The following is a 19282-nucleotide window of genomic DNA, read 5'->3' as shown; positions in this document are numbered from 1 at the left end:
TGCCTTTCCCTCAGCTACTCTGGCGCGCTCTCATTGCGATACGCCTCATGGGTCAGGTCGAGATACAGCTGTTCGAGCCTGACATTGCGTTCGGCAGCCAACGCCCCGGATAAAGCGAAGTACTGGTTTAAATCGAGCCCTTGCTCTTCCAGGTCCTCCAGACGCTGTGCAAACTCATTGTCCAGGTCGCTGAATTGCTGCTCGTGCCGAGCGCGCAGGTATTCTCGCCAGAAATCCCGTGACGCCAGCGACACGCCCACGGCTGCGTCGCTCTCCCCGTCCAGCACCTCGTCCCGCGCGAGATCAAGTTCTTCAAGGCTTATATCGGCAAGCATCGGCAACTGCATCTGGTCAACATTCACCGGAAGGTCCAGCGAACTCGCCAGCCCCTGGCGATACGCCAGGAGCAACTCCACCGAGTCGACATATCGCCCGGCTCGCTGCCTTTGCCCGACTTCGTTGGAAGCAATTCGATCGACCTCGTTCAAACGATACAGACTGCGCCCCATCCGCAGCAGCGCCGCTTGTACCTGGTCTCCAGCCAAGCCGGCGGTCGACTGAATGATCTGGCTTCTCACCTCCAGGTTGCTGAGCATCAACAAGGGTTGATCACCGAAGGCATCACCGGCGACAGTGAAGATCTCCTGGCGTACGCCTGGGTTCAACTCGCAGGCATCCAGCAGTGCCCAGACACGGGCCCGTATGAATGCGGGATGGCGGTTATACAAAGGGTCTTGGGCGAGTTCGTTGAGCAATGCTCGCAGCGTAGCAGAGCCTTCGTCAGCCTGCAGACGCTGCCATTGCTCGCGCCGCCTGGCCAACGTTTCGCCCTCGTACCCGCTCAACCAAGGCGTTTCGGCTGCTGCAGGCGATGGTCCCGGGGCTTCTTGCAGGACAACGCGCCCGCCGTTCAAAAGGTCCGGATGTTCATCGGATGCAGCCTCTTGCAGGAGGCTGACGGCGCGCGTCGATAAAGGGTTATACCCCAGGTTGATCCGATTTCTGTTCAGTTGAATCACGCGCACGGATTCGGGGCTCAGCTCAGAAATGCTGTTTCCTTCAAGGCTCAAGTTCAACCTGGCATGTTGCCTGACCAGTTGACTGGGGAACTCCGTCAACCGGGCAAAACGCAACGAAATCCGCTCGAGTGCAATGTTGCTCGGCAGGCTCCCCAGGTCACCCAGTGGGTTATGACTCAGGGCCAGTACTTCAAGGCGATGCAAGCGCGCCAGATGCGCCCGTCCCGAACCATCGACTACAACGTGGTTGTTCTGAAGGTTCAATACCCTGAGTTGACCGAGTTCGCCGACCTCGACGGGCACTTGGGTAAACCGGTTGTGGGCCAGGTTCAGTTCCGTCAGGCGCCCCAGGCGAGCGATGCCTGCGGGCAAAGCGGCGAGTTGGTTGTTGCTCAGGTTCAACCCTTCAAGCTGCTCAAGGTTCAGGAGCCAGTCCGGCACGGCAGTAATGGCGCTGTCAACCAGGCTCAGATGGCGTAGGCCATCCAGGCGCTCGACCAGCGAGGCGTCGAATTGCGCAAGGTCGATACTGCGCAAGGTCAACCGCGTCAGACGCCCCCACTGGACGGAAGCGGGTAGCGGCGCAAGGCCGCCAGGCACCTGCCCATCCAGGTCCAGCTCGAAAGCAGGTGTTTCACCGTTCAATACCGGCTGCCAGCGATCGAAGATCTCCTGCGCTATCCGTGTGCGCTCGGCATCCTGCCCGCGCCACACCGCCAAGCTTCGACGCAGCGTCCTGACCTGGTTCACCAGCTCGCGATAGGCCGGCCACGGGTCGTTTGCCCCACCGCTTAGGCCACGCAGGTACATCTGCACGGTAGCCTCGTCCCGTGCAGGAAACAGTCGACGCACGCCCTGCTCCAAAGCGTCTGGGAAGGCCTCGTCATCCTCAAGATCCGCAGCTACATCTTCCTCTCCCAGGGACTTCCCCGCGCCCCCGCTCAGCGGATAACCCAAACGCCCGTCCCCTGACCTCACCAGCGGTTTCAAGCCACGCGGGAGCGGTTGCAAGCCGATGAGACTTGCCGCCCTGTCACGTTGTTCGAAGGCATCCTGGCTCAACCGTTCAGCCATGGCAGCAGGGGATGCGGCAGCTTCCCCCAAGGCACGTCTTTGCTGATCATTCACCTGTGACAGCAAGGCCTTGAACAAGGGGTCGCCCAACGTATCGTTGGTCAGCAGCCTTCCTGCCGCGTCATAGGCGCGGTAGCTTGCACCGTCACGCTGGATGACCCGTACCTCACCCGCCGAATCCGCGCCTGCCTTGGCGATTACCCCACCCCTGTCATCGCGCACCTCCACCCTGAGGGTGTCCGGCCAGGGCGCAATATCGGCTAACAGGCCAAGCGCCAAGCGCTCAGTATCCGCATTGATCGCAGCCGTTTGCCGCAGGCCCGCGCTAGCCCTGTCAATGCGGCTATCGCGCAGCAGCCAGCGCGCCTCCCCCGCCAGCTGAAGGGGTACCTTTTTATCCTCCACCATGGACTGGACCAAGCGTCGAGGCGCTCGCCCGACAATTTCCTCGGCGCCACGTGGAGTCAAGCCAGGGAACACATTGCGCAAAACCTGAGCCGCAGCCGTCGGTGCAGCTTGTTGCTGGCTCAATCGCAATTCGAAAGCCTGCCCTTGCAGCAAAGGTGCCTGCTGATGCAGCTGATAGCGCTGCAGGGCATCGAGCAAGCGTGCTGGCGCGGCGGCATTTTCCAGGTGCAGGCGGCGCAGGCGAGCCTCATCGAAACCAGTGGCAAGCAGCACATCGTCAATGGTTTGTTCGGGAACGTCGCCCAATGCACTGCCCAGGCGCCGAAACAGCACGCTCCTGCCCTGCCAGTCTTGCGGTGTCTCGAACTCGTGCCTCCATCCTCCGGCCCCATTGTGCTCGAGCATCGGAGCGTAGGCGTCTGGCCTTACCGGGTGGCGAACAGACCATTGCTGTGTGAGCGGGTCTTTGGCAACTTCAAAGGTAGCCGCCGGGGTCCGCAGGCGCTCATGGCCAGGTTCACCTGATGGCTCTCCTGCGGCCAGGCTATCATCCAGTACCTCGTACCCAGGCAGATCAGGGTGGATGAGCCTGAACTGGCTGTCATTGATAGGGACCGGCACCAGCCTGGACACCACTTTAGCGCTCTTCAACACCCGCTGCGCCGCGATGCCGACCCCTACCCCCACGCCCACCAGAACCGCGTTTTCAGCGGCACCCAACACGTGCTCCAGAGCGGCCTGGCGATCACCCAACTGCCAATCGGCATAGCCCTCATAGATGCCATCCACGACGTCATAAGCCATCACGGCAAGCAACGGCACGCCGAGCCAAGGCACGAACAGGCTGGCTAGCCCCAAGGTGGCCAGCGCGGCGTCGGTAGAAATGCAAGCGTTGGTCGCGCTCCTGGGTGTCCCTGTCCGCCGTGGGCGGTGCCAGCAACAGGGCATTGTCGAGCAGCGTATCAATCTGCACCTGGCGCATGTGGGCAAACACCGTCAGGTTGATAGACTCATATCGCCCGTCGAGCTCAACCGGCAGATGGGGCGCTCGCCGTGCTGCGGCCTTGGCCAGGGCTTGAGTGAACGCTATCCGGTCACGCTCGCCGATAAAGCGCTGGAAGAAGCGGTCATAACCTGGCAAGCGCAATTGCTTGCCAAGGGTGGCGAACAGCACGTCCCAGCTTTCATACCAGCTCAAGGCCCCTTGCTCGTCCCCCGGAATCCAGCACACCACCCCTTGCAGCGGCGCGTCAGGGTGTTCATCCCTTCGCACTTCGAACGCCATGGCCCCCCGTATCTGCTTGCCGAGCACACGCCAAGACTTGGCGACCAGTACAGGGAGCTCGCGCTGGCTGCCACTGTGCGCCTGGTCAGCTGCGACCATTGTCATAAACGACTGAAAGATCTGTTCTTGCAGCTCCCCCTTCAGGTAGGCCAACTGCACCGTGGCTGCCAGCGTCGAGCGAAAGCCCTCTTCGATCCGCCGTCGCGCCTCGGCGCCGGTCGCACCAGGTGCCATCAGGTGCTGCTTGAGGTAGTCCTGGTATTGCTTACCGATATCCAGCGCCCGGCAAATCCCGGCAAATGCCTCGGGCGCCAGCGGTTCAGGCTGGCCGCCTGCATCCAGGATTTGCGCTCCGGGCATTGACTGTGCTTCGTCTGCCGAGAAGTTGTGCAGGGCCGCCTGCAACAAGGAATGCTGGAAAAAGCGCTCCACAGGCTTGCCCGACAGCGCTGCCAGCGCTGACGGGAGAGTCACCTTGAAACGGATCTGAGCTTTGCTTACGTCCACCGCAAGCCGGTGACCGTCATGCAGCTTCTTTTGCACAAGAGGCGCGGCGAACTCATCCAGGCCTTTGATGTCGCTGTATAACTCACGTACCTGCTGCTCTGCCTCCATCTGCTGTCCGAGGTACTGATTGAGCGTGACCAGCTGTGCTGGCTTGAGCGTGCGCAGCCAGAGCGGCAGTTGTCGAGTGATGAGCAGGTCCTGCAACGAAGCCTGCCCGCCAGTGGATATCGTCATGGTGAAAGCCTCTGTAGATGCGAGGTGTCATCAAAACAATCAGGCAGTTGCAGATGTGGTAACTAACGCTCGCATTCCTGGCAGAGCGTGCCCCTCAGGCATGGACTACCGGCTCATTCGTGATTTCAAGTCAAATGACCTTGGCTGTACCCCGTCTTAATCAATCAAACTGAAACCTGCACACTGCTCCTCACTCGAAAGGTGATCGAAACACAGCCGACCGGCTCGCTTCGACCACACGTCCACCTGACTGGAGCAGACCCCATGAGCATTCCTTCCTTCGGCCTCGGTACTTTCCGTCTCACCGGCCAGGCCGTCATCGATTCGGTCAAGTCGGCCCTTGAACTGGGCTACCGTGTCATCGACACCGCGCAGATCTACAAGAACGAAGCCGATGTCGGCCTGGCTATCGCTGAAAGCGGTGTGCCACGCAGCGAGCTGTTCATCACCACCAAGGTCTGGGTCGACAACTACGCCGCTGACAAGCTGATATCGAGCCTGCACGACAGCCTGAAGAAACTACGCACCGACTACGTCGACCTGCTGCTGATTCACTGGCCGGCCCCCGGCAACGGCGTCGAACTGACCGAATACATGCAAGCGCTGGCCGAAGCCAAGAAACAGGGGCTGACCCGTCAGATCGGCGTGTCCAACTTCAACATCGAGCTGACCAGGCAAGCCATCGCCGTGGTGGGCAAAGGCGAAATCGCCACCAACCAGATCGAGCTCAGCCCGTACCTGCAGAACACCAAGCTGACCGCGTTCCTCAAGGAGCAAGGCATCACCGTCACCTCCTACATGACCCTGGCCTACGGCAAGGTGCTGAAAGACCCGGTGCTGGCCGAGATCGCCAACAAGCACAAGGCCACCGTCGCCCAGGTTGCCCTGGCCTGGGCCCTGCAGCTGGGTTACGCGGTGATCCCGTCCTCGACCAAGCGCGAGAACCTGGCCAGCAACCTGCTCGCCCGCGACCTGCGCCTGGACGACGAGGACATGGCCCGTATCGCCAAGCTCGAACGCAATGGCCGCGAAGTCAGCCCTGAAGGCCTGGCGCCGATCTGGGATTGATGCCATGTCCATCGCCGATTACCGACCGCCGCACTTCCATCCAACCGCGCAGGAGCCAGCCCAATGAAAGCCGGACGCGTCCTCTTCGCCCTGGCCATCGGTGCCTTTGGCATCGGCACCACCGAATTCACCCCGATGGGCCTGCTGCCGGTGATTGCCCAAGGCGTTGACGTGAGCATCCCCAGCGCTGGCATGCTGATTACCGCCTACGCCATCGGCGTGATGGTCGGCGCGCCGATCATGACCTTGCTGTTCAGCCGCTTCGGCAAACGCGCGGCGCTGATGGCGCTGATGGCGATCTTCACCCTGGGCAACCTGCTTTCGGCGCTGTCACCGGACTACTACACCCTGCTCGCCTCGCGCCTGGTCACCAGCCTCAACCATGGCGCCTTCTTCGGCCTTGGCGCCGTGGTGGCCGCCAGCGTCGTGCCCAAGGACAAACAGGCCAGCGCCGTGGCAACCATGTTCATGGGCCTGACCATCGCCAACATCGGCGGTGTGCCGGCGGCCACCTGGGTTGGCCAGCAGGTCGGCTGGCGCATGGCGTTCGCCGGCACGGCGGTGCTCGGCCTGCTGGCCATGGCGGCCCTGTGGTACGCCCTGCCCAAGGGTGAGCGTGGTAGCGTGCCGCATGTGCGCAGGGAACTGGCGGTGATCGCCCGTCCCAGCGTGCTGCTGGCGATGGCCACCACGGTGCTGGGGGCTGGCGCCATGTTCACCTTGTATACCTACGTGGCGCCGGTGCTGGCGCAACTGACCGGCGCCTCGGACAGCTTCGTCACCCTTGGCCTGGTGCTGATCGGCATTGGCTTCACGTTGGGCAACAGCCTCGGTGGCCGCCTGGCCGACTGGTCGCTGGATGGCTCGGCGCGCATCTTCCTCGGCGTGCTGGCGCTGATCATGCTGTTGATGCCGCTGGTGCTGGGCAGCCATATCGGTGCCGCCATCGCCTTGCTGGTGTGGGGCATGTTCACCTTCGCCGTGGTGCCGCCGCTGCAGATGCGGGTGATGACCGCCGCCATCGAAGCGCCCGGGCTGGCGTCGTCGATCAACGTCGGTGCGTTCAACCTGGGTAACGCGGTTGGCGCAGCGCTGGGCGGCGCAGTGATCAGCCTGGACCTCGGTTATGCCGCAGTGCCGATGGCGGGTGGCGTACTGGCAGCTGCCGGGTTGCTGCTGGTATGGCTTGGAGGGCGCAACAAGGCTACCGAGCAGAAGCTGAAGGCAGCTTAACAACCCGCTCTCACAGGTGAATCACCGCTATTGAGCCCCGTGAAACACCGGTGGGAGCCAGCTTTCCGGCGATGAGGCAGGCCGAAGCAACATCAGAATCTGAGTCCCACATTGATCATCCCCGCAGCCCTACTCCCGGATGATCACCCACCGGTGGATGGACGCGATCTGATCGCCAGCCGTTATCGGCTACGTTACGGCAACGGTGGCGATACCCAGCGCCACGCTGTTGAAGTGGATGGCCAGAGCAGGCACGACACCCCCAGCCATCCTGACTACGCCACTCAGTGCGTCATCTTGTTCACTGCCGCCACCAGTATCGGGGCCAGCTCTGCATCGGTCATCGCCGGGCTGACCTGCATGTGCGCCAGGTCGCTCCAGTCCATCGTCCAATGCAAGACAGGTTGCAGGTCATTGCTTTCGACCACGGCAAAACCCTGCAGCTCGCCGACTGCATGCCAACGGCCATGGACCTTCAGCTCGGCGGGTGGCAGGCCGCCAGTCTTGGCGAAGCGGGCCATGACGGCGTTGCGGTTTTCCGGGGCAATGCTCCACTGAATGATGAAAAGCATGTGGCACCTCCCAGTTGCTCGGCACCTGTGCCAGACACTCGCCCCCGGGGCGCCGGGGCCTGGGGCGAGTGAATGCGCCATAGTTAGGCATAGCAGGATGAACAGCCGCTTGCCCGCCTGGCTGTCGGAATCTCTACCGCTTGGTGATCGACAACGCCCCCCTGACGACTGAATGTCCGAATCGCGACAGTGAGTGCCTGTTCGACGTGAGACAGGCATTGCCCGGCTGGATAACCTCCGTCGGGCAATGCCTTGCCCTCACTCGAAAAAGAGCCTCGCCCATGACGACTCCTGCCGCCACCTTGGCCCCGACCGCCACCGCCGATCAACCCCAGGGCTTTCTGGTCCGCATCGTCGGTGCCGCCGCCTTCGCCCACCTGCTCAACGACCTGATCCAGGCCGTGCTGCCGTCGATCTACCCGATGCTCAAGCGCGACTTCTCGCTGAGCTTCGCCCAGATCGGCTGGATCGCCCTGATCTACCAGGTGACCGCTTCGTTGCTGCAACCCTGGGTCGGCATGTACACCGACAAGCGCCCCATGCCCTACCTGCTGCCCACCGGCATGCTGTTCACCCTGGTCGGCATCGCCCTGCTGGCTTTGGCCAATAGTTACGAAATGCTGTTGTTCGCCGCCGCGGTGGTGGGCATCGGTTCAGCGACCTTCCACCCGGAAGCCTCGCGGGTGGCGCGCATGGCCTCCGGCGGGCGCTTCGGCACTGCGCAATCGACCTTCCAGGTCGGCGGCAACACAGGTTCCGCGATCGGCCCACTGCTGACTGCCGCCCTCGTCATCCCCCACGGCCAGGCGGCCATTGCCTGGTTCATGCTGGCAGCCGCCCTGGCCATCTTGGTGTTGCTGCGCGTCACCGGCTGGACCATACGCCACGGCCAGATCCAGCTCAAGGGCCTGGCCGGGCAGCAGGCGCCGGGGCTGTCGAAAGGCGCGATGTGGCGCGCGGTCGGGGTGATCTCGGTGCTGATGTTCGCCAAGTTCGTCTACATCGCGTCGTTCACCAACTACTTCACTTTCTACCTGATCGAGCACTTCGGCCTGAGCGTGCAGCAAAGCCAGCTGTACCTGTTCGTGTTCCTCGCCGCCGTGGCCCTGGGCACCTTTGCCGGCGGGCCAGTGGGTGACCGCATCGGGCGCAAGGCGGTGATCTGGATCTCGTTCCTCGGCGTGGCCCCGTTCGCCCTCGCCCTGCCCTACGCCAACCTGGCCTGGACTGCGGTACTGGCGGTGGCCATCGGCCTGGTGATGTCGTCGGCCTTTGCCGCGCTGGTGGTCTACGCCCAGGAGGCGGTGCCTGGCCGCGTCGGCATGGTCTCGGGGGTGATGTTCGGCCTGATGTTCGGCATCAGCGGCATCGGTGCCGCGGGCCTTGGCGAACTGGCCGACCTGCATGGCATCGAGTGGGTGTACCAGGTGATCTCGTTCCTGCCGCTGCTGGGCCTGGCCACCGCGCTGCTGCCGGCAACCCGCTCGAAAGCACGGCCTGCCCGCTGCTGCTAAGATGGCCGCGCCTGTTGGACTGGACGAGAGCATCATGGTCAAACCCCAGCACGAACTGCTGATGGAGGTCGATGAATGGCCCTGGGAGGTGGCCAGCCGGGCAACCGACTACCCGCCAGACTGGTACATCGCCGCTCACTCGCATGCCAAGCACCAACTGATCTACGCCATCAAGGGCCTGATGCTGGTCGAGTCCCAGGCCGAACGCTGGACCGTGCCTACCAGCCGCGGCATCTGGATGCCCTGCGGCCAGGTGCACGCCATCCGCTGCGTCGGTGACGTGAAGATGCGCAGCGTGTTCGTGCACCCCGCTGCAGCGCTCGACCTGCCGCTGGCAAGCAAGGCCATCAGCATCTCACCGCTGCTCAGCGAGCTGATCAAGGCGTCGGTCGACTTCGCCGGGCCGTTTGTCGAGGACTCACGCGAAGCGCGGATCATGCGCCTGATCCTCGACGAGATCTGCGTGCTGCCAACCCTGCCGCTGAAACTGCTGCAGCCCAGCGACAAACGCCTGCGGGCCATCTGCTCGGCCCTGCACGAGCGGCCGCAGGACAGTTCGACCCTGGCCGACTGGGGGGCACACCTGGGCGTCGACGAGAAGACCATCCAGCGTCTGTTCCGCAAGGAAACCGGCATGACCTTCGGCCAGTGGCGCCAGCAGGCGCGGCTGATGCAAGCGCTGGAGCGCATCGCCCAAGGCCAGCGCATCATCGATGTGGCGGGCACGCTGGGCTATGACAGCCCCAGCGCCTTTGCCAGCATGTTCAAGCGCCAGTTCGGTATCACGCCCAGTCAATTCTTCAAGTGAGCAGAGCACCGCCGGCGTCGCAATTGCTACATAACGTTGCGGCCAGGGCGAAAACGCCTTGGCTGCGACGCCAATCCCCGTGGCATAGCCAGTTTGCCGAAAAGCTCAGCAAATACGGGCATTTGGCGGGCTTTTGATGAAAATGAATTGAAACAACCCGCAGGTGATTTTGTAGGACGCTTCCTTCGTGCAATGTAGGCAAAATCGCTGTATCGCCATTTTCCTGTATGAAACCCCAGTTCCCGCAAGAATTTGTCACTGATACGGTCCATTTTTCCTACAACGGCACGGATGCCAATGCCACGAGAGAAACATGGATCAATACAATAAATCCGGCCTGGCCTTGCAGAAGAATTTGCTCAACCTGCGTCGGCAGCGGGATCGCTTGAAGGCCGAAGGCAAGCATCAGGAAGCTGAACGACTGGGGCGGGAAATTTCGCGAATAGAGGCAGTAGTGGCTGCATTGCCTGCAGCGGCCAAACCGCCGACGCTGCAGTAGAAAAGCAAACGCCCCGTCAGCGCGGGGCGTTTTTGCAAGTGCGTAAGCTCACGCGCAGCGCTTGAGCAGGGTCTTGATCGGGCGCCTTACCCGGCGCTTGCCTACCGCCTTTGGCTTGATCCAGCGGCAGGCCTCGATTTCGTTGCAAGGGCGCGGTTTGCACGCGCTCTTGCGGGCTTCGAACAGGTAGTGGATGACCTTGTCCTCCCTGAACTCGGCGATGTAGCGCAACTCGTCGAAGGCCAGGCCGGTCTCTTCGACCATCTCGCGATGCGCCGCTTGCAACGGCGTTTCATCGCGCTCCACCGTGCCGCCTGGCAGGTTCCATTTGGCGTTGCGCTTGCGTACGAACAGCACCTCGCCATCCTTGCGGTAGATCACCGTGGCGCGGAGCTTGATGCCCTTGCGTCTGGCTGTAGCCGTGTCCATTGCCTTCATGCGCGCGCGATCCCATTCGGTTGACCGGACTGGAGCCGTGCAAGGCTCCTGTCCCGACTGTAGGAGGGTAATGTGTTGATTGAGTGACCATGACCGGCGCGTGATAGTTCAGACAGCTGCCTTGCTGCGCATCGCCCGGCGCCCCGCCCCCAGGCAGGTCACGGCAAAGGCAACCACCAGCGCCCCGGTGCCCAGCAGGAAGATCAGCGGCTGGTTGGAGCCCTCCACCAGCAGGGCGATCAGTGCCGGGGTCACCGCCGCCGCGCCCATCAAGGTAATGCTGACCAGCGGCGTGAGCTTGCCGGTCGGGTCGTTGGTGGTGATCAGCGCCATGTAGTACGACAGCGACAGCACCCAGCCGAAATTGATCAGCAACAACGCGACAAACAGCTGTATCGGCGTGCGGGTGTGGCCGGTGAGCATGGCAATGGAGATGAACACCGCCACCAGCCCCACGGCGATCATCAGCTGACGGTTGACCCGCGCCCCCAGCAGGCTAGGCAGCCCTGCCCCGGGCAGACCGCCGATGGCCGACAGCCCGAACGCCCAGCCGATATCGACACCGTCGATGCCCTGGTCACGCGCCAGCTGGTCGATAAAACCCCACACGCAATAGATGGCGATCTGCATGAACAGCATGCCCACCAGCGCCGTGCGCCCGGTGCGCGCCGAACCACCCTGGGCGGGTGAACCTTCGCTGCTTGCCAGCGATACTGCCGGGCGACGCGGCAGCACCAGGCTGGCAGCACAGATCAGCAGGTACCACAGGCCGAATGCGCACAAGGCGGTCACCGTCCCGCTCTGCGCGGCGAGCAATGGCAGCGCTGCGGAAAACAGCGAGTATTCCGGCGTCTGCAGCAACAGCATCAACCCGAACGAACGGTCCTGATTGGGCAGGCGGCCCAACGTCGACACCGCATAGGCATACACCAGCCCGGCGCAGGTGCCGGCCGCCAGGCGCACGATCAGCAACGCCGTGTGGGTGCTGGCGAAGGCAGTGGCGACGCTCAGGGCCACGCAAAGTGCCCCAACCGACAGGCACAGGCTGCGCCCACCGTGGCGCTTCATCAGGATCGGGCACAGCAAGGTGCCCAGGGTCATGCCGATCATCTCGACCGACACCACCCAGCCCTGCTGGTCGAGCGACAGGCTCAGTTGCTCGGTGACCAAACCCATGAAAATGGGTTGCACGCCACAGACAATGAATGAAGTACAGGCAATGAAAATCAAGGCGGCGCGCAGCAGCTTGGAATCATTGATCATGGCAGGACTCCGATACGGCATTTGTTTTTATTGTGGGTGTTGAGCAGCCCTGAAAGCGCCGTATCAGGCGGCGCGGCTGGTCACGCGGTCAATCCTGGGCCGAGTTCGAAGGCTTTGAAAGTTAATTATCAGAATCGACTTCAGTGGACTTTTTAATGCAGGCCAAATGCGCTTGCCTGCATCAAGAAATGCACTGTGGTCGATCCTGATAATTAATTTGTGGGGGGCCGGGATCATCCCTACCGTATGACGCTACTCAAGCCTCGGAAAAAAGGCCCCCATCATGAACGACCGTGAGTTCATCAATGCCATCGACGCCGATGGCCACCCCCTGAACATTGCCGTGCGCGACGGGCGCATCAGCCACATCGGCCCGCAGCGCGCCAGCACCGCCGCCGTTGATTCCATCGACCTCGAAGGCCTGCTGGTACTGCCCGGCTTCGTTGACGGCCACATCCACCTGGACAAGAGCTTCGTCGGCGACCGCTGGCGACCGCACCAGCCGGTCGCCAGCCTGCGCGAGCGCCTGGCCGTGGAAAAACGCGAACTCGCCAGCGCCCCGCCAATCGTCGAGCGCGCCGACGCGCTGATCCGCCAGGCCGCCTCGTTCGGCACCCTGGCCATGCGCTGCCATGTCGACGTTGACGCCACCACCGGGCTGACCAACCTGCGTGCCATCCTCGAAGCCCGCGACAAGTGGAAAGACCTGATCGACATTGAGCTGGTGGCGTTCCCGCAAGCCGGTGTAGTGACCTGCCCCGGCACTGCCGAAGTGATGGAAGCCGCCGTGCGTGAAGGCGTGCAGGTAGTCGGCGGCATCGACCCGACCACCCTGGACGGCGACGCCGAAGCCCAGCTGGATATCGTGTTCGGCATTGCCGACCGGCATGGCGTGAAGGTCGATATCCACCTGCACGAACCGGGCGACACTTGCATCGCCCAGCTCGCGCGCATCGCCGCCCGTACCCAGGCACTGGGCATGCAAGGCCTGGTGGCGGTCAGCCACGCCTATGGCCTGGGCGATGTCAGTGATGCCGTGGTTGACCGCACTGCCGAAGTGCTGGCCCGTGCCGGCGTTTCGATCATGACCAATGCCCCAGGCGAGCACGCCTTCCCGCCTGTGCTGCGCCTGCGTGCCGGTGGCGTGCGGGTGTTCACTGGCAACGACAATATCCAGGACGCCTGGTGGCCCTACGGCAACGGCGACATGCTGCAGCGGGCGATGCTGGTCAGTTACCGCTCCGGGTTCAATACCGACGAGGAACTGCGGGTAGCGCTGGAGATGGCGACCGTGGCCAGTGCCGGGGTGATGGGCAAGCAGGATTACGGGTTGAAGGTGGGCAATGAAGCCAGCTTTATTCTGTTCAAGGCGCCGAATGCTGCGGCGGCGGTGGCGGCGGCCATCCATGAACGGGTGATCGTGCGCCATGGCGCATTCTGGGGCGGGCCTGCGCAGTTGCAGTTGAAGGCTGCGCAATTTGCTGTAGAACTGAGTCGCTAGTGAGACCCATAGGGTGGACTGCGCTGGCCCTCAGGGCTGTGCATTTCCTGTAGGAGCCGCGCTTGCCGGCGATGGGCTGCAAAGCAGCCCCCCTACAGATACACCAGGTACCAATTGTTACCCCTGCGATAAACTCACGGCCGCTAACCTGATGGGTAAATTATCAGGAGGCAGGGAACATGGATCGTCCCCATTCAGATCGATTGAGGCTTGGCCGGTTTTCGGAAACCAGCCGGCTGTATCTCCTGACCAGCACGACGCTGGGCAGGGCACCTCAATTCACAGACTTTCACTCGGCACGTTTGCTGGTGGCGCAGTTCCGCCTGGCTCAGGAAGAGTGTGTCGCCAAATCTCTGGCCTGGGAGGTGATGCCCGACCATTTTCACTGGCTGGTCGAGCTCGGGCCAATGAGCTTGAGGCAACTGATGCGACGTGTGAAATCGCGAAGCACCATGATGGTCAATCGGCACAAAGGACGAAGCGGTCAGCTGTGGCAGAAGGGTTTTCATGACCGGGCATTACGCCGTGAAGAAGACATTCGGGCAGTCGCGCGATACATCATCATGAACCCGAAGCGGGCAGGCCTGGTCGAGAGAGTTGGCGACTATCCACATTGGGATGCAATCTGGCTCTGATTATTTTGACTAGGTCATCCACACCTGTGGGAGCCGCGCTTATCGTGGCGACGAAGCGCGTCGATGGGCCGCTCTGCGGCCCCCCGCTTACTCAGCCTCTGCCCGCAATATGCCAATCAGAATCTCGGCCAGCTCCTTGACCATCGGATCCGCCGTAGGCCGATGGAAGATCGCTGCCTCGAACACTCGAATCGGCTTGAACCCCTCCTCCGCCCCCAGCACCCGATGCCCAGCCGCCACCACCCGCGACGGCAACAGGCTGACCCCCAATCCATTGGCAACCGCTGCCTGGATACCCGCCAGGCTCGAACTGGTAAACCCGATGCGCCAACTGCGGCCCATGGCCTCGACCGCGCTGATCATGTCATCGCGGTACAGGCCGCGCGGTGGAAAGGTCACCAGCGGGATCGGGTCCTGGGCGAAGCTCGGATACTGCGCGCTGTCGATCCACTCGATACGCTCCGGCTGGCAGGCATTGGCCTCGCGGCTGTGGCGGCGCTGCTTGACCAGCACCAGGTCCAACTCACCGCGGTCATAGGTGCTCATCAGGTCACGGCTCAGGCCACCGGTGATCTCCAGCTTGACCGTCGGGTTGAGCCGGTTGAAAGCCGCCAGCGCCTGCATCGTCTTGCCCGCGACAAAATCGTCCGGCAGGCCGATGCGCACCGTGACCGAGACCCCGCCCGACATCGCCTCGCTCAGCTGGTTGCTCACCGAAAGCAGATGCCGTGCGTAGCGCAGCAGGGTTTCCCCGGCGTCGGTCGGGTGCACCTCGCGGTTGCTGCGGTCGAGCAGTTGGTGGCCGACCATTTCCTCCAGCCGACGCACCTTCTGGCTGACCGTGGACTGGGTGGAGTGCAGGCGCGCGGCGGCGGTGGTGAAGCTGCCGCAGTCGGCCACCATGACCACGGCGCGAAGCATGTCCAGGTCGTAGATGGCGCGGTTGGATTTGGTGCTGTCAGTCATTGGCAGGGGGTCGGTTTTCGAGTGGGGCTAGGAGCATGATGCCTGAAGCTGAGTCGCGGGGAAGTGCTTATTGCTGTCCTTTGTCACGGGGCAAGCCCAGTGAAGTAGACTTGGGCCTTTCTTTGCCCCTCCCCGGAAGACCTGATGAACAAACTGATCCTACCTGTGGCCATCTTCGTGTGCGTGATCATCGCGGGGAAACTGGCCGAGCATTTTGGCCTTGAGGGCAGCTGGAAAGTCGGTTTGCTCTGTGTCGTGGCAGCCTGCGTGCAGATCGCGGTCAACCGTATCCAGCGCTCGCAGCGGCAGAAAGCTCAAGGTTGAACAGCCGCCTGCTTCGCAAACGGTTGCCTGACAGCACTGACACGGCGCGCCATTGAATCGTCTCGATGAGTCATATTGATGCCTTCACACCTCAGGCTAATACTAAGGTCAATGTCTGGGGAGGCACGGGTCATGCAAACAAGATTTGTTATCGTTCCAGCTGTACCCATCGAAAAAGAATCCTTTCAATCAGGGTCCCGCTTCTACGCCGCTACGGTTTCGGGTGGTTTCGACATTTATGACAATCAAGAAAAACTGCGCTTGAAGCCGAGCTACTCGACTCGCTCGCTTGCAGAAGCGGCGCGCGTGAAGCTGAACGACGAATGCCGAAATCCAGACGAACTTTTCCCCTTCTTGCGGGTGGAATGCCCGGTCATGGAATCGTGAAAGCCATCAGCCCGCTTCGGCGGGCGTTCGATTGCACCATGGGCAAGCGCGCTTACTGGATGCGCTTGAGCTTTTCGAGCATGGCGGCGCTGCCCTTGAGGTAGCCGGTGACCTCGCCATCTTCCCTTTTGAACTTGATGCCCATCACTTTGTTATCCAGCTTGATCAGCTCGACCGATGCCCGGATGACTTCATGCGGATGAGTGACCGCTGCGGGCGCCTTGCCTTTTTGAATGGATACTTCGCTGACTGTCTGCTCGAAGACATTGCGTTCAGCGTCGTACGACCAGGACGACTGCTGCACGATCTTCTGCATTGAGTTTTTTTCGCTGAGGATCAGGAAGTCGGTGGCTGAACCGTCTGCCTTGAGCAGCAGCAACGCCAGCGCCTGAGAGGTGCCGTCATCGGCGTTGGAGTACCAGACACCGTACAAGTCACTTTTCAGGTATTTGGGCGTTGTGATTGCCGTTTCGCTGGGTGCTTTGGCTGTGCCCGTTGTGGAGCAGGCACTGAGCAGCAGCGGGGCCAGCAGTGCGATTGTTACGGTAAGGTACTTTCTCATTTCATTCCTGGTGGCTTTTCAGCATCCGAAAAACGGTTTGCTCGGGAGTGTCAGGAAACCAGATTTTTCGCTGCCTTGCAGCTTGCTCGCTTGTCGGCAGCAGCGGCTGCCTTGGCGTTTGCAAGAGTTGCGGTAGCCGGCGCATGGCAGCGAACCGCTGATTCACCAGGGCTGAGAGAGCAACCCCACAATACTCCGGCATTGCCGGAGCACCATGGGGTTGGCATGACAGCGCCTACAGCGCGCCGAAACGCACCTCCACCGACAGGCTGCCCAGGTTATCGCTCAGGCCAGCCCCATATCGTCCCGCCAGGTCGTCATTGATGCACAGCTGCAACTCACCCTGCTGGCCACGCGGCAATTGCACCTGGTTACCCACCAGGAACGGCACGCCGTTGCTGCCGATACGCCCGATCAACGCCCCTTCGTTCTGCCCCGGCAAGGTGTAGCCGGGCTTGGCGATCAACGCGGGGTTGCCCTGCGCGCCAACCATGCCGGTGGCCGGGTTGGCCGTCCACTGCCCGCCCGTACAGACCGCCACCTGCCAGCTCTGCCCATTGACCTGCATGCCCGTACCCTGCCATGCCTGGTTGGCTTGCACCTGCAGCGTGCGCTTGAGCAGGTCGCTGGCCACCACGTCGGCGGCCTGGAAGGTCAGCGCGGTGATGGTCAAGGTCGGGTTGGCGGTGCCGGTGGTGGGGAACACGCCGTCGCCAACCAGGAACAGATTGGGGTGGTCCCAGCTGCGCTGGTCCTTGTCCACCACCGACTTGGTGCGGTCCGAGCCCATGCGGTAAGTGCCCATCAGGTGGCCAGCGCCGAAGAACGCGTAGTGCTGGCCGTCGTACTCGAACACCGTTTGTGAGCCGGGTTCAAGCTTAGGGTTCAGGTTGGTCAGCTCGGTGGCGCCCATCAGCTCGGTGATGATATGCGTGGCGGCCAGGCGCGCCTGCTTGAAGCCCTCCTTGGTGTAGTCGGACAGTTCGTAGGTGATCTGAGGCCGAGGCAGGCCCAAGCCGTCGGTGAACGCCGTGGTCCTCTCCACCCGGCACAGCGCATTGTCGGGGTCTTTCTCCACCTGCTCGATCAGGAAGCCCAGACGGAACTGGCGGGTCAGCACGCTGTTGAGCTGCTGCACCAGCGCCTGGCCGGACAACGCCAGCTTGTCGGGGTTGGCGCCGCCGTTGTTGGTGCCGTCGATGAAATCGCAGACCGAGGCGTAGGGGTCGTTCACCGACCAGTTCCAGCCCTCGTTGCCGATCTCGATTCGCCAGGCAGCACGCTGGCTACGGAACGGGCCATCGCGCATGTCCTCGATCCCCGAGGTGGACAACGGCCCGCGGAACGGGAACAGCGGCTTGCCTTCAGGCATCAGGCCCCAGGCCAGGTACACCGGGTGGTCGGCCAACGCCTGGCCGACCTGGCCGCTGCTGTTGGCAACCCCTTCAGGGCTGTTCGGGCCGATGGAGTTGAGCAGCAGCTTCGGCGTTTCGATGGCGTGGGCGGCGATCACGTAGCGCTTGCCCTGGGCCGTGCCGTTCTGACGCGTGCCATCGTTCTGGTACTGGATGAAATCAATACCCGTGACCCCATCGGCATCGACCTGAACCTCGCTGGCCACGGTCTGGTAGAGGATGCGCACGTTGCCGGTATCCAGTGCCTTGGCCATGGTCACGGTGGCGTCGTATTTGGCCTGGATCGGGCAGATCGGCGTGCAGCTGGTATTGCCCGCGCACACTCGGCGGCCGTTGTCGTTCTGCGAGTTGCGCCCGGCCGGGGTCTGCCGGACATTGAGGGTGACGCCTGGGTACGGCTTGCCGTCGGGCGCCTTCTCCGCGCTCTGGTACACCGTGCCCGTAACGTTCTTGCCCAGGCCCTGGTCGACCAGCGACGGCGGGATGCCGTGCATGCTGTACTCATAGCCCTGCGGGAAGGTCACGCCCAGGTAGGTCTGCGAGGCGACATCGGCGGACACACCCATCTCCTCCTCGGCGCGACAGTAGGCGGTCTGCAGGTCGTCGTAGCTGATCGGCCAATCGACCCCGACGTTGTACGCACTGCGCATGCGAAAGTCGTTGGGCAACAGGCGCAGGGCCGTGCCCATCCAGTGCCACATGGTGCCGCCGCCTACCCGCTCATAGGTGCTGGCGAACAGTTGCGGGCCCTTCTGTACCAGGTAGCTTTTCTGCACCTTGTTCGGGTCGCTGCTGCCGGCGGTGATCAAGTCCTGGATAGTTGCTCGCGGGGCGAACTGCGTGGCCGGGGTCTGCTCGGTCTGCTCCGGTGGGTATGGCGACTCAGGCGACTTGAGCACGGCGGTGTAGAAGCGCTCCAGATACTCACTGCGGTTCGGCGGAATCGCCGGGCCCGACTCGAGCACCAGCACTTTCAAGCCGGCCAGGCCCAACTGGTAGGCCATGACGCTGCCGGCCATGCCGGCGCCCACGACGATCACATCGGCGGTTTCGATGTTCTGGGTGTGGAGAGTGCTCATGGCTGCTGCCCTTCCTTGGCGTCGACACCGGTGAATTGCTTGAGGGTCGGTGGCTGCTCGGCCCAGTAACCGAAGTGGTACTGGCTGTAGCCCATGGGGTGGGATTGGGCGATCTTCCACGCCCAGCTTTCCTTGTAGGCCTGGTCGGAGACCACGTGGGTGTCGCCCGCGTGGGCATTGCCTTGGTCATAAGGCTGGTACCAGCTGCCGAGCAGCCACAGCTTCATGATCGAGCGGGCGCCCTGGGCGATCTGCGCGTCCGCGTTGCCAAGCACGGCGCTGGCAATCTGCGCTGGGGGTTGGCTCTTGATACTGACGTACAGCTCGAGCAGGTTGCTGAACGCTGCGGTGCCCATGCCTTGCCGTGCGGTGGCGAAGAACACCGGCGGCAGGTTGATCGGGTCGATCGAAGGCGCCAGCAGGTCGGCTGACAGGCCAGTGAGCACGGCGGACAGGTCGATGAAGTTCTGCAGGTTCGGGTCGCTCATGGC

At 62.6% G+C, this 19282-nt stretch carries 18 protein-coding genes; 9 read left to right on the top strand and 9 right to left on the bottom strand.

The window, feature by feature from the left end; all coding sequences use genetic code 11:
* Positions 1-14: 14 nt before the first annotated feature.
* The gene (locus tag ABE528_RS18255; RefSeq protein ID WP_346653703.1) at positions 15-3305 is read right to left on the bottom strand and encodes an NEL-type E3 ubiquitin ligase domain-containing protein; all 3291 of its coding nucleotides are present in this window, start codon (positions 3303-3305) and stop codon (positions 15-17) included.
* A complete protein-coding gene (locus ABE528_RS18250) occupies positions 3295-4527 on the bottom strand; it encodes a DUF6543 domain-containing protein (RefSeq protein ID WP_346653702.1) in 1233 nt (410 codons plus the stop codon). The genes ABE528_RS18255 and ABE528_RS18250 overlap by 11 nt, the downstream gene beginning before the upstream one ends.
* Positions 4528-4791: 264 nt before the next feature.
* On the opposite strand from ABE528_RS18250, the gene dkgB reads away from it, so the two are divergent.
* Positions 4792-5595 carry a 2,5-didehydrogluconate reductase DkgB gene (gene dkgB, locus ABE528_RS18245; RefSeq protein ID WP_346653701.1) on the top strand — a complete coding sequence of 268 codons (804 nt, stop codon included), beginning with the start codon at positions 4792-4794 and terminating at the stop codon, positions 5593-5595.
* 63 nt (positions 5596-5658) lie between these two features.
* Complete coding sequence (locus ABE528_RS18240) at positions 5659-6828, top strand: MFS transporter (protein WP_152956022.1); 1170 nt, start codon at positions 5659-5661, stop codon at positions 6826-6828.
* A gap of 284 nt (positions 6829-7112) precedes the next feature.
* Here ABE528_RS18240 and ABE528_RS18235 read toward each other — a convergent pair whose 3' ends face one another.
* Complete coding sequence (locus tag ABE528_RS18235; RefSeq protein WP_152956021.1) at positions 7113-7400, bottom strand: DUF3303 family protein; 288 nt, start codon at positions 7398-7400, stop codon at positions 7113-7115.
* 281 nt (positions 7401-7681) lie between these two features.
* On the opposite strand from ABE528_RS18235, the gene ABE528_RS18230 reads away from it, so the two are divergent.
* The 3 genes from ABE528_RS18230 (at position 7682) to ABE528_RS18220 (ending at position 10221) form a co-directional block, all read left to right on the top strand.
* A complete protein-coding gene (locus tag ABE528_RS18230; RefSeq protein ID WP_346653700.1) occupies positions 7682-8914 on the top strand; it encodes an MFS transporter in 1233 nt (410 codons plus the stop codon).
* 34 nt (positions 8915-8948) lie between these two features.
* Positions 8949-9722, top strand: coding sequence for a helix-turn-helix transcriptional regulator (locus ABE528_RS18225; protein ID WP_152956019.1), 774 nt, complete (start codon positions 8949-8951; stop codon positions 9720-9722).
* Between the two features lie 313 nt (positions 9723-10035).
* Positions 10036-10221, top strand: a complete 186-nt coding sequence (locus tag ABE528_RS18220) for a hypothetical protein (protein ID WP_152956018.1) — start codon at positions 10036-10038, stop codon at positions 10219-10221.
* A 48-nt stretch (positions 10222-10269) separates the two neighbouring features.
* Here the strand turns inward: ABE528_RS18220 and ABE528_RS18215 are convergent, their stop codons facing one another.
* Together ABE528_RS18215 and ABE528_RS18210 are read right to left on the bottom strand one after the other, a co-directional pair.
* On the bottom strand, positions 10270-10659 hold the full coding sequence (locus tag ABE528_RS18215) for an NUDIX domain-containing protein (protein WP_346653699.1): 390 nt from the start codon (positions 10657-10659) through the stop codon (positions 10270-10272).
* Positions 10660-10767: 108 nt separating this feature from the next.
* Entirely contained in the window at positions 10768-11922 is a 1155-nt protein-coding gene (locus ABE528_RS18210; RefSeq protein ID WP_346653698.1) for an MFS transporter, read from the bottom strand.
* A gap of 283 nt (positions 11923-12205) precedes the next feature.
* On the opposite strand from ABE528_RS18210, the gene ABE528_RS18205 reads away from it, so the two are divergent.
* A complete protein-coding gene (locus ABE528_RS18205) occupies positions 12206-13423 on the top strand; it encodes an amidohydrolase family protein (RefSeq protein WP_346653697.1) in 1218 nt (405 codons plus the stop codon).
* 179 nt (positions 13424-13602) lie between these two features.
* Positions 13603-14058 (top strand): transposase, encoded by a 456-nt coding sequence (locus ABE528_RS18200; protein ID WP_346653696.1) that lies wholly within the window; start codon positions 13603-13605, stop codon positions 14056-14058.
* 87 nt (positions 14059-14145) lie between these two features.
* On the opposite strand, the gene ABE528_RS18195 is transcribed toward ABE528_RS18200, so the two are convergent.
* Entirely contained in the window at positions 14146-15024 is an 879-nt protein-coding gene (locus tag ABE528_RS18195) for a LysR substrate-binding domain-containing protein (RefSeq protein ID WP_346653695.1), read from the bottom strand.
* A 144-nt stretch (positions 15025-15168) separates the two neighbouring features.
* Here ABE528_RS18195 and ABE528_RS18190 point away from each other — a divergent pair, with 144 nt between their 5' ends.
* Together ABE528_RS18190 and ABE528_RS18185 are read left to right on the top strand one after the other, a co-directional pair.
* Complete coding sequence (locus ABE528_RS18190) at positions 15169-15348, top strand: hypothetical protein (protein WP_152956014.1); 180 nt, start codon at positions 15169-15171, stop codon at positions 15346-15348.
* 132 nt (positions 15349-15480) lie between these two features.
* Entirely contained in the window at positions 15481-15735 is a 255-nt protein-coding gene (locus ABE528_RS18185) for a hypothetical protein (RefSeq protein ID WP_152956013.1), read from the top strand.
* A gap of 52 nt (positions 15736-15787) precedes the next feature.
* Here the strand turns inward: ABE528_RS18185 and ABE528_RS18180 are convergent, their stop codons facing one another.
* The 3 genes from ABE528_RS18180 to ABE528_RS18170 all read right to left on the bottom strand — a co-directional run bounded on the left by ABE528_RS18180 (position 15788) and on the right by ABE528_RS18170 (position 19279).
* A complete protein-coding gene (locus ABE528_RS18180; RefSeq protein WP_346653694.1) occupies positions 15788-16297 on the bottom strand; it encodes a hypothetical protein in 510 nt (169 codons plus the stop codon).
* Positions 16298-16532: 235 nt separating this feature from the next.
* Positions 16533-18791 carry a GMC family oxidoreductase gene (locus ABE528_RS18175; protein ID WP_346653693.1) on the bottom strand — a complete coding sequence of 753 codons (2259 nt, stop codon included), beginning with the start codon at positions 18789-18791 and terminating at the stop codon, positions 16533-16535.
* Positions 18788-19279, bottom strand: coding sequence for a sorbitol dehydrogenase (locus ABE528_RS18170; RefSeq protein WP_346653692.1), 492 nt, complete (start codon positions 19277-19279; stop codon positions 18788-18790). Before ABE528_RS18170 ends, ABE528_RS18175 begins: the two co-directional genes overlap by 4 nt.
* Between the last annotated feature and the right edge of the window lie 3 nt (positions 19280-19282).

Source organism: Pseudomonas sp. TWI628, assembly GCF_039673865.1.
In the GTDB taxonomy this organism is placed as follows: domain Bacteria; phylum Pseudomonadota; class Gammaproteobacteria; order Pseudomonadales; family Pseudomonadaceae; genus Aquipseudomonas.
The sequence above is the reverse complement of the archived record's forward strand: the minus strand, read 5'-3'. Positions and strand labels throughout refer to the sequence as shown.

What these genes read in the sequence shown, in the direction of transcription:
- ABE528_RS18170 (WP_346653692.1), bottom strand. Translation starts at nt 19,279, where the DNA reads ATGAGCGACCCGAACCTGCAGAACTTCATCGACCTGTCCGCCGTGCTC.
- ABE528_RS18250 (WP_346653702.1), bottom strand. Translation starts at nt 4,527, where the DNA reads ATGACGATATCCACTGGCGGGCAGGCTTCGTTGCAGGACCTGCTCATC.
- ABE528_RS18210 (WP_346653698.1), bottom strand. Translation starts at nt 11,922, where the DNA reads ATGATCAATGATTCCAAGCTGCTGCGCGCCGCCTTGATTTTCATTGCC.
- ABE528_RS18205 (WP_346653697.1), top strand. Translation starts at nt 12,206, where the DNA reads ATGAACGACCGTGAGTTCATCAATGCCATCGACGCCGATGGCCACCCC.
- ABE528_RS18255 (WP_346653703.1), bottom strand. Translation starts at nt 3,305, where the DNA reads ATGGCTTATGACGTCGTGGATGGCATCTATGAGGGCTATGCCGATTGG.
- ABE528_RS18175 (WP_346653693.1), bottom strand. Translation starts at nt 18,791, where the DNA reads ATGAGCACTCTCCACACCCAGAACATCGAAACCGCCGATGTGATCGTC.
- ABE528_RS18235 (WP_152956021.1), bottom strand. Translation starts at nt 7,400, where the DNA reads ATGCTTTTCATCATTCAGTGGAGCATTGCCCCGGAAAACCGCAACGCC.
- ABE528_RS18240 (WP_152956022.1), top strand. Translation starts at nt 5,659, where the DNA reads ATGAAAGCCGGACGCGTCCTCTTCGCCCTGGCCATCGGTGCCTTTGGC.
- ABE528_RS18225 (WP_152956019.1), top strand. Translation starts at nt 8,949, where the DNA reads ATGGTCAAACCCCAGCACGAACTGCTGATGGAGGTCGATGAATGGCCC.
- ABE528_RS18220 (WP_152956018.1), top strand. Translation starts at nt 10,036, where the DNA reads ATGGATCAATACAATAAATCCGGCCTGGCCTTGCAGAAGAATTTGCTC.
- ABE528_RS18230 (WP_346653700.1), top strand. Translation starts at nt 7,682, where the DNA reads ATGACGACTCCTGCCGCCACCTTGGCCCCGACCGCCACCGCCGATCAA.
- ABE528_RS18215 (WP_346653699.1), bottom strand. Translation starts at nt 10,659, where the DNA reads ATGAAGGCAATGGACACGGCTACAGCCAGACGCAAGGGCATCAAGCTC.
- dkgB (WP_346653701.1), top strand. Translation starts at nt 4,792, where the DNA reads ATGAGCATTCCTTCCTTCGGCCTCGGTACTTTCCGTCTCACCGGCCAG.
- ABE528_RS18185 (WP_152956013.1), top strand. Translation starts at nt 15,481, where the DNA reads ATGCAAACAAGATTTGTTATCGTTCCAGCTGTACCCATCGAAAAAGAA.
- ABE528_RS18180 (WP_346653694.1), bottom strand. Translation starts at nt 16,297, where the DNA reads ATGAGAAAGTACCTTACCGTAACAATCGCACTGCTGGCCCCGCTGCTG.
- ABE528_RS18195 (WP_346653695.1), bottom strand. Translation starts at nt 15,024, where the DNA reads ATGACTGACAGCACCAAATCCAACCGCGCCATCTACGACCTGGACATG.
- ABE528_RS18190 (WP_152956014.1), top strand. Translation starts at nt 15,169, where the DNA reads ATGAACAAACTGATCCTACCTGTGGCCATCTTCGTGTGCGTGATCATC.
- ABE528_RS18200 (WP_346653696.1), top strand. Translation starts at nt 13,603, where the DNA reads ATGGATCGTCCCCATTCAGATCGATTGAGGCTTGGCCGGTTTTCGGAA.